Annotated in this window: 13 protein-coding genes; 4 read left to right on the forward strand and 9 right to left on the reverse strand. The window is 61.8% G+C overall.

What is annotated here, in order from left to right; translation table 11 throughout:
- Nucleotides 1-448 (reverse strand): aldehyde dehydrogenase family protein (locus ASC80_RS09175; RefSeq protein WP_156464334.1); only part of this gene is annotated, 448 nt, incomplete at its 3' end.
- Between the two features lie 197 nt (nucleotides 449-645).
- Nucleotides 646-1,407, reverse strand: a complete 762-nt coding sequence (locus ASC80_RS09180; protein WP_056295868.1) for an N-acyl homoserine lactonase family protein — start codon at nucleotides 1,405-1,407, stop codon at nucleotides 646-648.
- A 250-nt stretch (nucleotides 1,408-1,657) separates the two neighbouring features.
- On the opposite strand from ASC80_RS09180, the gene ASC80_RS09185 reads away from it, so the two are divergent.
- From ASC80_RS09185 to ASC80_RS09200, 4 genes are read left to right on the forward strand one after another with little or no spacing between them, the layout of a single operon-like run.
- The gene (locus ASC80_RS09185) at nucleotides 1,658-3,346 is read left to right on the forward strand and encodes an AMP-binding protein (protein ID WP_082512487.1); all 1,689 of its coding nucleotides are present in this window, start codon (nucleotides 1,658-1,660) and stop codon (nucleotides 3,344-3,346) included.
- On the forward strand, nucleotides 3,346-4,566 hold the full coding sequence (locus tag ASC80_RS09190) for an ABC transporter substrate-binding protein (protein WP_056295873.1): 1,221 nt from the start codon (nucleotides 3,346-3,348) through the stop codon (nucleotides 4,564-4,566). The genes ASC80_RS09185 and ASC80_RS09190 overlap by 1 nt, the downstream gene beginning before the upstream one ends.
- Nucleotides 4,567-4,590: 24 nt before the next feature.
- Complete coding sequence (locus ASC80_RS09195; RefSeq protein WP_056295876.1) at nucleotides 4,591-5,724, forward strand: NADH:flavin oxidoreductase/NADH oxidase; 1,134 nt, start codon at nucleotides 4,591-4,593, stop codon at nucleotides 5,722-5,724.
- Between the two features lie 10 nt (nucleotides 5,725-5,734).
- On the forward strand, nucleotides 5,735-6,595 hold the full coding sequence (locus tag ASC80_RS09200) for an IclR family transcriptional regulator (RefSeq protein ID WP_082512488.1): 861 nt from the start codon (nucleotides 5,735-5,737) through the stop codon (nucleotides 6,593-6,595).
- Nucleotides 6,596-6,603: 8 nt separating this feature from the next.
- Here ASC80_RS09200 and ASC80_RS09205 read toward each other — a convergent pair whose 3' ends face one another.
- The 7 genes from ASC80_RS09205 to ASC80_RS09235 all read right to left on the reverse strand — a co-directional run bounded on the left by ASC80_RS09205 (nucleotide 6,604) and on the right by ASC80_RS09235 (nucleotide 12,638).
- Entirely contained in the window at nucleotides 6,604-8,145 is a 1,542-nt protein-coding gene (locus ASC80_RS09205) for a class I adenylate-forming enzyme family protein (RefSeq protein WP_056295879.1), read from the reverse strand.
- A gap of 3 nt (nucleotides 8,146-8,148) precedes the next feature.
- Complete coding sequence (locus tag ASC80_RS09210; RefSeq protein WP_056295880.1) at nucleotides 8,149-9,318, reverse strand: acetyl-CoA acetyltransferase; 1,170 nt, start codon at nucleotides 9,316-9,318, stop codon at nucleotides 8,149-8,151.
- A gap of 117 nt (nucleotides 9,319-9,435) precedes the next feature.
- On the reverse strand, nucleotides 9,436-10,338 hold the full coding sequence (locus ASC80_RS09215; RefSeq protein WP_283805043.1) for an NAD(P)-dependent oxidoreductase: 903 nt from the start codon (nucleotides 10,336-10,338) through the stop codon (nucleotides 9,436-9,438).
- Nucleotides 10,331-10,726, reverse strand: coding sequence for a carboxymuconolactone decarboxylase family protein (locus ASC80_RS09220; RefSeq protein ID WP_056295883.1), 396 nt, complete (start codon nucleotides 10,724-10,726; stop codon nucleotides 10,331-10,333). The genes ASC80_RS09215 and ASC80_RS09220 overlap by 8 nt, the downstream gene beginning before the upstream one ends.
- Before the next feature lie 119 nt (nucleotides 10,727-10,845).
- Nucleotides 10,846-11,295: a MaoC family dehydratase gene (locus ASC80_RS09225; RefSeq protein WP_056295885.1), complete on the reverse strand. Its 450-nt coding sequence runs from the start codon at nucleotides 11,293-11,295 to the stop codon at nucleotides 10,846-10,848.
- Nucleotides 11,296-11,313: 18 nt separating this feature from the next.
- Nucleotides 11,314-11,802, reverse strand: a complete 489-nt coding sequence (locus ASC80_RS09230) for a MaoC family dehydratase (RefSeq protein WP_056295888.1) — start codon at nucleotides 11,800-11,802, stop codon at nucleotides 11,314-11,316.
- A gap of 131 nt (nucleotides 11,803-11,933) precedes the next feature.
- Complete coding sequence (locus ASC80_RS09235; RefSeq protein ID WP_056295890.1) at nucleotides 11,934-12,638, reverse strand: ribonuclease activity regulator RraA; 705 nt, start codon at nucleotides 12,636-12,638, stop codon at nucleotides 11,934-11,936.
- Nucleotides 12,639-12,733 lie beyond the last annotated feature (95 nt).

Raw genomic sequence — 12,733 nt, forward strand, 5'->3', positions numbered from 1 at the left:
GCCGGTCGGCGCTGAACGGCGGTATGGTGTCGCCGTAGATGCGCTTGCCCTCTTCGGCAAACCACTCGATGAAACTCGCCGCATAGGCGATCTCGCCACGGCTCTCGGTCAGCGGCTTGCCCTGCTCCGCCGTCATCAGCGCGGCAAGGTCCTCCTGGTTCGCCATGATCAGTTCGAACCATTTGCGCAGGATCGCCGAACGCTCCTTGGCGATCCTGGCGCGCCATGCCGGCAGCGCCGCATTGGCCTGCTCGATCGCGCGCCGCGTCTCGGACGCCCCCATGTTGGGAACGGTACCGACAAGTTCACCGGTCGACGGATTGTCCACCTTGATGGTGCCGCCGCCGTCCGCCGCAACCCACTCCCCACCCACATAACACGCATCGCGCAACAAGGACGGATCTTTCAGTTTCAGGGATGAGGTCACGAGTTTTAACGAAGCTGTCATCTGGAGTGCCTTCTTGTCTGGGCGGGTGCACCGGGACCGGCTATCCGGTCGAAGCGTGGCGCGAACATCATCACCGAAACCGCATGGGAATGGAACCTGCCAGCGGGAGCCACGCGCCGAGACAATGATCTCGATTTTTCTTCGTTCCAGCCTGCACGACGGGCTGGTTCATCGAAATTCGCCCACCTCGAGGCGCCTCAGTCGTAGGCGTCAGCGCCCTTGCGCAAGGCTTTCCATTCCGCATCGTCATGGCTCGCGATCACCGTAGCGCCGCCGGCCTCGATCCGCCGGATTTTCTCCATCGACTTGAGGAACAGGTCCACGTTCCAGGTGTTCTTCGGCACGGTGTTCTGGTCGAGATTGGCGCGAACGCTCAACGCATCCGACGGCAGCAGGAATTCGCCGCTCTTGTCGAGCCTCACCAGCGCGCCGACCAGTCCGGGGGAATGGCCGGGCAACGGCAGCAGCGTGATCCGGCCGTCGCCGAACACATCGTGCTCGCCGTCGATCACCTTCATCGGGATCGGATGATCCCAGTCAGCAGAAATATAGCCGCGATTGAGTGCGTCAGGCGCACTCGCGGCCTCCAGTTCGCGGGCATGGACGATGATCGTCGCCTTCTTGAAGAATTCGTTGCAGCCGCAATGATCGGTGTGGAGATGCGAGCAGACTACGACGTCGATGTCATCGGGGCCGAGACCGACAGCCTTCAGACCATTCACCACGTGATCGCCGGGCGACATGATCGGGATCATGTACTTGGCGATGACGCCGAGGCGCGCTTCGGGATTTTCCACGATCGACGGATGGCAGCCGGTGTCGAACAGCACGTTGCCCTGTGCGTGCCGCATCAGCATGCACGACACCGGCAGCTCGAACATCTCGCCGCGTTCTGCATCGGGATAATACGTGGCCTTTCGCATTTTCAGGCGGCCGCCAGACAGCACATGCATCTTCATCGCGTATTCCTTTCAGCTCATTCGATAGCGCGGCAGCGGTGTAAAGAAAATCACCCAAACCACCTCAAAATACATATGAGTATGTAAAAAACTCATAGTCAATTTGACACGGTTCTTTAGCGCACGCTAACGTGGCCGTCATCGCTTCTTTCCGTGCGGCCTCCAGGACATCACAGCCGGTTCAGCCCGATGACGGGGTAAGCGACGCGGCCTCGATCCGGAAACGGATCGGCCGGAAAAACGGAATGTGATGGGACAGGCGGAGTTGCGCGCGGTCATGTACACGGTTTTCAGCACGTTCGCGGCAACCGCCGACGCGATGCCAGGCAGGCCGTTTCTCTGTATTCCGCCGCGCCCTGACCGCGCCTACATCCCCGCCGGCGCCGAGTTCAACTACGGAGACATCGCCGAAAAGATCGGCAGCCTGCGTGAGCGCTACCACGATGCGGGTTACGGTCATGGCCATCGCGTTTGCCTGCTGCTCGAAAACAGGCCGGACTTCCTTGTCCACTGGCTTGCGCTCAATGCCATCGGCGCGTCGATCATTCCGATCAATCCCGCCTATCGCGCTGCCGAGATTGCCTATCTCATTTCGCATGCCGAGCCGGACCTGATCGTCGCACTGCATGGCCAGTCCGAATTGAAAAAGGCCATTGCAGAATCCAGCCCTTCCCCGCTGCTGCTTCAAGTCACCGGCGACGACCTCGGCGACAGCGTTCAGGACATTCCGCCATCCCGCACGCGTCCACCCGCCGACGGCATCCCGCACAGCCGGAGTGAAGCCGCGCTGCTCTACACATCGGGCACCACTGCGCAGCCCAAGGGCTGCATCCTGTCCAACGAATATGTGGTTTCGACCGGCCGCTGGTATGCAAGCCGCGGCGGCGAAGCGACCTATCATGCCGGCACCGAGCGGCTCTACAGTCCTCTCCCGCTGTTTCACATGGCAGGGCTTACGCTCACCACCATGGCGATGATGCTGACCGGCGGATGTCTCATTCTACCGGAACGGTTCAACGCCAGATTTGCCTGGCAGGATATCGTGACCTGCCGCGCCAGCGTGCTTCATTATCTCGGCGTCATCGTCGCCGCCCTGCTGGAGCAGCCCCCCTCTCCGCAGGAGGCGATGCACACCCTGCGCTTCTCGATGGGTGTCGGCGCCAATCCGGAACTGCGTCGGAAAGCTCACAAGCGGTTCGGGATTCCATTCGTCGAAGGCTGGGGCATGACGGAAACCGGCCGCAGCTGCTTCAACACGGTCGAGCCGTATCATCTTGAGAGCAACACCATCGGCCGCAGCGAGCCGGGCTTCGAGATGATCGCGCTGAGCCCCGACGGTCGGGAGGTGCCCGCCGGGACACTCGGCGAACTGTGCGTCCGCCATTCGGCAGAGACTCCGCGCAAGGGGTTTTTCTCGGGTTATCTGAAAGACCCGGCCGCGACGGAAGAAGCCTGGCGGCACGGCTGGTTTCACACGGGCGACAGCGTCTGGCGACATGAGGACGGTGCCTTCGTGTTTGTCGACCGGCTCAAGCACATGATCCGCCGGGCCGGCGAGAACATTTCCGCTGCCGAGGTCGAGAGCGTTCTCGCGGCATCGTCTCTCGTCAGACAGGCGGCGGTGGTCGCCGCGCGCGATCCGGTTCGCGAGGAAGAAGTGGTCGCGTTCATCGTCGCCAATGACGGCGTGCAGCCGTCCGACGAAGCCGCAGAACGTATTTTCAATCACTGCGCCGAGCGCCTTGCGTCCTTCAAGCTGCCGGCCTGGGTGGCATTCGTCGACGCGCTCCCGCTCACCGCCACCAACAAGATCCAGAAACACACGCTTTTGGGTCCGGACAAGACGCCTTTGCCGGACGCGAAAACCATCGATCTGCGGCGGCACAAGACCAACGCGATCAAGACCAGCAGTTCAAACAAAGATAACGGGAGACAATAATGAAACTCGCAATGCACGCCGCCGCCATGGCAACCGCCGCAATTCTATCGCCGCTTGCCACGCCGGCCGCGCACGCCCAGATCTCCGACAACGTCGTCAAGATCGGTGTGTTGACCGACCAGTCCGGTTCGTACGCCGACGCCACCGGTCCGGGATCAGTGGAAGCGGTGCGCATGGCGATTGCGGATTTCGGCGGTAAGGTCGCCGGCAAACCGATCGAGATGGTCGATGCCGATCACCAGAACAAGGCCGACGTCGGCGCGGCGATCGCACGGCGCTGGTACGAGAACGAGAATGTCGACGTCATTGTCGATTTCGCCAATTCGGCGGTCGCACTCGCGGTCCTTGAGCTGACCAAGCAAAAGAACAAGGCGATGCTGATTTCGTCGGCGGGCTCCTCGGACCTCACCGGCAAGCACTGCTCGCTGAACTCGGTGCAGTGGACCTATAACACCTACGCGCTCGCCAACAGCACGGCACGGGCGTTGGTAAAAGAAGGCTCCAAAAGCTGGTATTTCGTCACGGTCGACTATGCGTTCGGACATGCACTGCGCAATGACGCCGCGAAAACCGTCGAGAAGCTCGGTGGTACCGTGATCGGCGACGTACGCCATCCGTTCAACAACATGGACTTCTCGTCGTTCCTGCTTCAGGCGCAAAACTCCAAGGCTGACGTTATCGCTTTCGCGAACACGGGCGGTGACCTGGCCAACTCGATCCGCCACGCTCAGGAGTTCGGTCTGACTCAAGGCAAGCAGAAGGTCGCGGCGTTCCTGATGCAGACCAGTGATATTCATGCGATCGGCCTCAAATCCGCTCAGGGACTGATGCTGACCACGGCATTCTATTGGGATCTCGACGACAAGACCCGCGCCTTCGCCGACAAGTTCTTCGCCAAGACCAAGCGGCGGCCGACCATGGTGCAGGCTGGCCTGTATTCCGCCGTCATGAACTATCTCAAGGCGATCGAGCGGGCCGGCACCGATGATGGTCCGAAGGATATCGCTGAAATGAAGAAGATGCCGATCGACGATTTCTTCGCCCGCAATGCATTTCTGCGCGAGGACGGACAGTTGATCCACGACATGTATCTCGTGCAGGTCAAATCCCCGTCCGAGTCGAAAGGTGCGTGGGATTACGAAAAGCTGGTCCAGGTGATCCCCGGCAAGGATGCGTTCGTGTCGCCCGAGGACAGCGCCTGCTCGCTTCTCAAGAAGTAACCCGAAGCACCGAAGGGCAATCCGATGAGTGAAACCCCGCTTCTGTTCACGCCGCTGCGGCTGCGCGATCTCGAACTCAAAAATCGCGTCGTCGTCTCGCCGATGGCAACCTATTCGGCGCGTGATGGCCACGCCACCGACTGGCATGTCCAGCATATCGGCAAGCTGGCGGCGGGCGGTGCCGGCCTGGTGTTCGTAGAACAAAGCTCCGTCAACACCCAGGGCCGGATCACCCATGGCTGTCTCGGGATTTGGGATGACGCTCATCTGGAAGGCCTGACCAAGCTGGCGGAAATCATCCACCAGTTCGGCGCCAAGGCGGCGATCCAGATCGCCCACAGCGGACGAAAGGGATCGTCGCAACGCCCGTGGGAGGGCGGCGGGCCGCTGGGCGACGCCGACGTCGCCGCGCGCGATGAAGGGCCGTGGCCGATTGCCGCCTCAAGCACCGTGCCGTTCGACAACGGATGGCCGGCGCCGCACATGATGAGCCACGCCGACATTGACGGCGTGGTTGAGGACTTCCGCATGGCGTTCCGCCGTGCCCGCAAGGCCGGCTTCGATATCGCCGAACTGCACTGCGCCCACGGGTATCTGATGCACTCGTTCCTGTCGCCGCTTGCCAACAACCGCAACGACGACTTCGGCGGTTCGCGCGATAACCGGATGCGCCTGCCGCTACGTGTCGCCGCCATCATGCGTGAGGAATGGCCGGACGACATGCCGGTGTTCGTGCGCATCTCGTCGGTCGACGGCGTCGACATCGGCTGGTCGATCGAGGATTCGGTCGCATTCGCCCATGAGTTGAAACGCGTCGGCGTCGATGTGATCGACTGCTCATCGGGCGGCATGAAACTGCCGCGCGGCAACTCGCTGGTGTCTCGCGAACCCGGTTTCCAGGTGCCTTTTGCCGAGCGAATCAAGCGTGAAGCCGATATGCCGACGGTTGCGGTCGGCCTCATCCGTGAGGCGGATTACGCGGAAGACATTCTGAAAAACGGCAAGGCGACCCTGATTGCGCTCGGCCGCGAGTTGTTGTGGAATCCGAACTGGCCGGCACAGACCGCGCTGCAACTCGGATGCGATCCGGAATGGTCGGGATGGCCGGAGCAATACGGCTGGTGGCTCAAGCGCCGGACTGCGCAGCAAGGGCGATAACGGAAGATCGATGGTGGTGAAACGAAACTCAACCGGCGAAATCACGCCTGCCGATCGCGGCGTTCGCGCAGCGACATCCGCGCCGCCAACTGCGCGCGGCGCCAATTCCGTCGTCCGGCAGAAAGCGGACAGTTCGGTCAAATCGGCCAAGCGCGTATTCGAAGTGCTGGAGTTCTTCGAGGAACATCAGCGCGCGGCGTCCACCATCGAGGTCGCGAACGCGCTGAAGTTTCCGCAATCAAGCACATCGGTGCTGATGCGGACCATGACCTCGCTCGGCTATCTGCGCTACGACTCCAGCCGCCGCAACTACATCCCGACCGCACGCGTGTCGACGCTCGGGCACTGGCTCAGCCCCGCTTTGTTCGAGCGTGGACGCCTGATCAATCTGATGGAAGACCTGTCGAACAAGACCAACGAAACAATCATGGTCGGCCTGCAGAACGGGCTGACCGCACAGTATATCTATGTCATCCAGGCCAAGCTCCCGATGCGTCTTTACGTCAGAGCGGGAACGTTGCGGCCGCTGGGACGATCAGGCCTGGGCTACGCGCTGTTATCGAACCACAAGGACCAGGAGGTCCGGCGCATCGTCAAACTGCTCAACGCCCACGAGCCCGACCCTGCGCGCCACATCAACATCAAGGAGTCGCTGGCCGAATTGGCCAACGTCCGCCGCAAGGGCCACGCTTTTTCCCTGAACCTTGTCACGCCGGGCGCCGGAGTCGTCGCGATGAACCTGCCGAAGATCGCTGAATCCCAGCAGCCGCTGGTGGTCTGCGTCGCCGGACTGACCGATGCGCTGATCAGGCAAGAACAGGACATCGCCGACCTTATGCGGCGCGCGATCGACTTTCATCTGTCCGACTGAAGCCGGTTTCAGCGCTGCTCCGCGCGGGCGGACATTTCACGCAAGGCGGTCTTGAGAATCTTTCCGTAGTTGCTCTTGGGAAGTTCGTCGAGCTGCACGTAGCGCTTCGGCCGCTTGAACCGCGCGATCCGCGCGAGACAATGCGCATCGAAGATTTTCTCATCGAACTGCGCGCCGCTCTCGACCACCACATAGGCGACGACATTCTCGCCCCACTCCGGGTCCGGCACGCCGATCACCGAGACTTCGCGGATCGCCGGATGAGTCAGCAGCGCTTCCTCGACCTCGCGCGGATAGATGTTGGTCCCACCGGAAATGATCACGTCCTTCGAGCGGTCTGACAGTGTCAGGAAACCGTCTTCGTCGAGCTTGCCGACGTCACCAGTGCGCAGCCAGCCATCGACGATGGTCTCGCGGGTCGCTTCCGGGTTGTTCCAGTAACCCAGCATCACCGGCGGACCCTTGGCCTCGACCTCGCCGACTTCGCCCGGCGGAAGCGGACGCCCCTCGTCATCGGTGATCCGCACGGAGACAGCGCTTTGCGCGATGCCGACCGACGACAGGCGCTCGATATAGCGCGGATTGTCCCGGTCCACATGCAATGCGCGCGGCAGCGACGTGATCGTCATCGGCGACTCGCCCTGTCCGTAGATCTGGATGAAGCGCGGTCCCAACACGGTCATCGCCGCCTTGATGTCGTCGAGATACATCGGCGCACCGCCATAAACGATGGTCTTCAGGCCTTCGCCGTTTTCGCCCCGCGCTTTCGCAGCGGCCACCAGCCGGTTCACCATGGTCGGCGCACAGAACATCGACACCGAACCGAGCGCGCGGCCAAGGTCGAGCACTTCGTCAGCATCGAAGCCACCGGATGCCGGAATAACGTGACGCGCTGCGTGGCGGACATGGATAAAGTTATAGAGGCCGGCGCCGTGCGACAGCGGTGCCGCATAGACCGCGGCATCGCGCTGCTCGACGCTGTCAACATCGGCGAGATAGCACAGCGACATCGAAACCAGATTGCCGTTGCTGAGCATGACGCCCTTCGGCCGCCCGGTTGTTCCCGATGTGTAGAACAGCCACGCCAGATCGTCGATTTCGCGTACGACCGGTGAGCCGGTCGCGGTCGCATCGTAAAGCGCGGAAAACGCGGCGCTGTCCGTGTCCAACAGTACGATCGGATCAGCGTCGTTTGCCCGCGCCTCGCCGAGTGTCACCAGCGTATCGGAATCGACGAAGGCAAGCTTCGCGCCGGAGTTGGCGCAGATCCACGCCGCTTCCATGCCGTGGAGCTTGGCATTGATCGGCACCGCAACCGCGCCGGCCCACCAGATGCCGTAAAATGCTTCGAGATACTGCGTGCTGTTGCCGAGAAACAGCGCGACCCGGTCGCCGGGCTGAACGTCGTATGTCGTACGCAGATTGGCAGCAATCGCCGCAGCGCGCCGCGCGAAGGTCGCATAGTCAGCGCGGACCTCGGTTCCTTCGAGCAGTGCGGGGGCAGCCGGATGCAGTCGCGCGGCTGTCGCCAGCCATTCGGCAATATTCATGGATCAGCGGGTCGGCTCAAGAATGGAAACGTAGTTGGCGACGGCCGCGCCACCCATGTTGAAGATGCCGGCGAGCTTCGGATTCGCCAGTTGCATCCCCTCGGGCGCCTGCCCGGTGAGCTGCATCGCGCTCATCACATGCATCGACACGCCGGTGGCGCCAATCGGATGGCCCTTGGCCTTGAGGCCGCCGGACGGATTGACCGGCAGCTTGCCGCCGATCTGGGTCCAGCCTTCCTTGATCGCCCGCGCACCCTGCCCCTTCGGCGTCAGCCCCATCGCTTCGTACTCGATGAGTTCGGCGATGGTGAAGCAGTCATGGGTTTCAACGAAAGACAGATCGGAGAGCTTCAGGTCGGCCGCTTGCAGCGCGCGCGCCCACGCCACCGAGCAACCCTCGAAATCGATGATCTTGCGCTTCGACATCGGCAGAAAATCCTGCGCGTGCGCGGTGGCGCGGAACGAGACTGCCTTGCGCATGGTCTTTGCGGTTTCCGCATCCGCCAGAACCAGCGCGGCAGCGCCATCGGACACGAGCGAGCAATCGGTGCGCTTGAGCGGACCCGCGACGAACGGATTCTTCTCGCCTTCAGCGCGGCAATAGTCGTAACCGAGATCCTTGCGCATCTGCGCGTAAGGATTGGCGACGCCATTCTTGTGGTTCTTGGCGGCAATCATCGCCAGCGCGTCGGACTGGTCGCCGTAACGCTGGAAATACTGCTCGGCGATCTTGCCGAAGACGCCGGCGAAACCACCCTTGGTCTCACCGTCTTCCGGCAGGTAGGACGCCCGCAGCAGATTGCGGCCGATCTCCGGCCCCGGCGTCCTCGTCATCTGCTCGACGCCGACCACCAGCACGACGCGAGCGTCGCCCGCCCGGATGGCCCTAAGCCCCTGCTGGACCGCGGCAGAACCGGTAGCGCAGGCGTTCTCGACGCGCGTCGCCGGCTTGAAGCGCAACGCCGGATCAGCCTGTAGAACAAGAGAGGCGGTAAAATCCTGCGGCGAGAAACCGGCGTTGAAATGGCCAAGGATGATTTCATCGACATCGCCTGGTGCAATGCCGGCATCGGCCAGCGCATCCGTCGCGACGCAGACGACCATATCTTCGACAGTCTGCGCGTCCATTTTTCCGAACGGGGTATGAGCCCAGCCGACGATGGATGCTGCCATGATAATCTCCTGCCTGATTGATGAGGCCGCGCGCGGGGTGGCGCGGCCAGAATTTCGCATCAGTTTAATCGCCACCGATGGGGCTTGTCCATCGGCCGCACACCCGGCAGCGGCCTGCTATTTGGCCTCAATCGCCGATGCCAGAAAGCGATAGATCGCGGTGTGGTCGGCGTCCTTGTCGAGCTGTTCGCGCGCTTCTTCCCACAATGACGCAATAGTTTCGACATTGGAATCGTCGAGCCCCACGCGCTTCGACAGGTCGGCGGCTATCCGCAGATCCTTCGCCATCAGCGCCAGCGAGAAACCGGACGCGAAACTCTCCGAGATCACGAACTGCTTCATCTTGACGTCGGTCGAATTGTTCTTGCCGGTCGAAGCGTTGAGCACATCGATGATCGTGTCTGGTTGCAGTCCGAAGCGGCGACCGACCAGCAACGCCTCGCACGCCGCCACCAATCCGGCGGCCGAGACATAGTTGTTCAGTGCCTTCATTGCGTGACCCGATCCGAGCGGCCCGGTGGCGAATACCGATTTTGCCATCGCCATCAGCAACGGGCGCGCACGTTCGACATTGGCCTCCTCGCCGCCCGCCATGATCGACAGCGTTCCGTCGATGGCCCGCTTGACGCCGCCGGAGACCGGCGCGTCGACCAGCGCGATGCCTTTCGCCACCAGCGCCGTGCCAAGCTCCTGCGTGTCGAACGGCACCGACGAACTCATGTCGATAATCAGTGCGTCCTTACCCAGCACATCGGCGATGCCTTCACTGCCGAGAATGGCCTCGCGCACCACCTGACTGTTCGGCAGCATCGTGATCGCCACCGATACGCCCGTCGCAGCTTCCCGGGCGGTCGCGAAAGCCTTGCCGCCAGCGGCCGCGAAAACCTCCCGCGCCGCCGCGGACGGATCGGCGCCGCGCACGTCGTAACCGGCTTGCAGGCAACGCTTCGCCATCGGCACACCCATCATGCCGAGGCCGACAAAGGCAATCGCCGACGGCAGCGTGACAGGCTTAGTCAATGCCCATGTCCTTGAAGACTTCGCGCGCGAGGCGGAAGCTGTCGATGCCTGCCGGGATGCCGCAATAGCACGCGATCTGCAGCAAGATTTCCTTGATCTCGTCCTTGGTCAGGCCGTTCTGGATCGCACCTCGGATATGCAGCTTCAGTTCGTTCGGACGATTGAGCGCGGCGATCATGCCGAGGTTGAGAATGCTGCGGCTGCGGCGATCGAGGCCCGGCCGGTTCCAGATCTCATCCCAGCAATATTCTGTGCTGAGCTGCTGCATCGCCCAGTTGAAATCGTCGGCGCTTGCCAGCGATTTCTCGACATACTCCTTGCCGAGGACCGCGGTGCGGGTTTTTAGACCGCGTTCAAATTTTTCCGAGCGCGGGCGATTTGCGGACATGCGACGACTCCATTTTTTGTTTGCTGCCCGGGTCGGACAGACTTGATTGCACACGCCACATCACCGCGCATCGCGGCGAACGGTTCTGATGCTTCACCTTTATGCCGCATGGCCCCCTGCTATGCCAGCTTTGCAACAGGCGGAAATTCAACCATGGCCTCGCCGGTCGCAACCTTCTCGTCATTCTGATTGCGCACCAGCACGTCGATCAGCACCCACCGCGAATGGGCCGTGATTTGCGTGGCCTTGATGATGCCGACCGGCTGGATGGTATCGCCGGGCCTGACCGGCTTAACCCAGCGCGTTTCGAGACGGCGATGGATAGCTCCGGCTGGATAGGCCCAATCGGTGATCATGCGGGTGATCAGGCCGAAATTATTCATGCCGTGCATGATGATGCCGCCGAAATTCGTCTTGCCAAAATTCCCCTTCATGTAGTCGTCGTCGAGATGCAGCGGGTTGTAATCGAGCGAGCCGTCGCAAAACAGCCGGATCGATTCTCGCGTGACCTGTAACTGCGGACCCTCGATCGTGTCACCCGCAACCAGCTTTTCAAACGTCGCCGCCATATGATCGCTCCCCGCGCGTTACATCGGCCGGATGGTCTGGCCGCGGCCGGAACAGATAACTTCGCCATGCTGGTTGAAAAACACGTTGTCATGAACCACGAACAGCCGTTCGCGCTTGATGAATTTGTCAAGCGCACGCGCCTGCAGCGTGATGGTATCGCCGGGGCGCGCTGGGATATTGTAGCTCCACGACTGACCGGCGTTCACCGTTCCCGGCGTGCGCATCCAGTCATCGGCCGGCGTACATGCGAACATCAGCAGGATATGGATCGACGGCGGCGCGATCAGCCCGCCATAAGGCGTGGTTCTCGCATAAGTCTCGTCGAAATAAAGCGGATGGTTCTCGCCAACGGACCGGCAGTAAAGCTGGATCGCTTCCCTGGTCAGAACGTACGGAATTGTCTTGCGCGGCTCGCCGGGAACAATGTCGTCCCAGACCTTCCTCAGTTCCGCATCTTTCCAGAAATCGGTTTCGAAGCTGGTTTGCGAACTGGAACGTTCCGCCATTCATCTACTCCCGACTAGCTGTCCGGCGAGAATGTTAGTTTCGATTGATCCCTCTTGGCAATGCGAATGCGAACCTTCGCATGCCGCGAATGCAACGTCAGGGCATTGGGAGTGCCCTGACGGTACCGACGTTATTTCTTTGACCAGGCCTGGTAGCGCGCCTTGGCTTCATCGTTCGGTGGATAAAGGCCCGGCAGCGGAACGCCGCGCTCGACCTCGCTCATGATCCAGGCCTCGAGCTTTTCCTGCTCTGCGCACAGACCGGCAACCTCCTCGACAAAAGCTTTCGGAATGACAACCGCACCATCGGCATCGACCACGATCAGGTCGTCGGGGAACACCGCAACGCCGCCGCATCCGATCGGCTCGCCCCAGTTGACGAAGGTCAGACCAGCGACCGACGGCGGCGCGGCAGCGCCGTCGCACCAGACCGGCAGACCGGTATCGAGAACGCCTGCGAGGTCACGCATCACGCCATCGGTGACGAGAGCTGCGACGCCGCGCTTCTGCATCCGCGCACAGAGGATGTCACCGAAAATTCCCGCATCGGTCACGCCCATCGCATCGACCACCGCGATACATCCTTCGGGCATCGCCTCGATTGCGGCCCGGGTCGAGATCGGCGACGCCCACGAGGCAGGGGTTGCGAGATCCTCTCGCGCGGGCACGAAGCGCAGGGTGAAGGCGCGGCCGACGATCCGCGGCTGGCCGGGCTTCAGGGGCTTGGTGCCGCGCAGCCATACGTTTCGCAGTCCCTTTTTCAGGAGCACGGTCGTGATCGTTGCCGTCGTGATTGTCTTGAGGAGCGCGAAAATGTCTTTGTCGGTCTGGGCCATCTCGGAGTCTTTCCTGGGTCGAGGCGCGAAGGATGGTTATGCCGTCGCAATGAGCGAAACATCAACACCGATGTCTGTAAGCCGGAAAACCGCCC

Origin of the sequence: Afipia sp. Root123D2, from assembly GCF_001425835.1 — a bacterium.
Taxonomy (GTDB): Bacteria; Pseudomonadota; Alphaproteobacteria; order Rhizobiales; family Xanthobacteraceae; genus Afipia.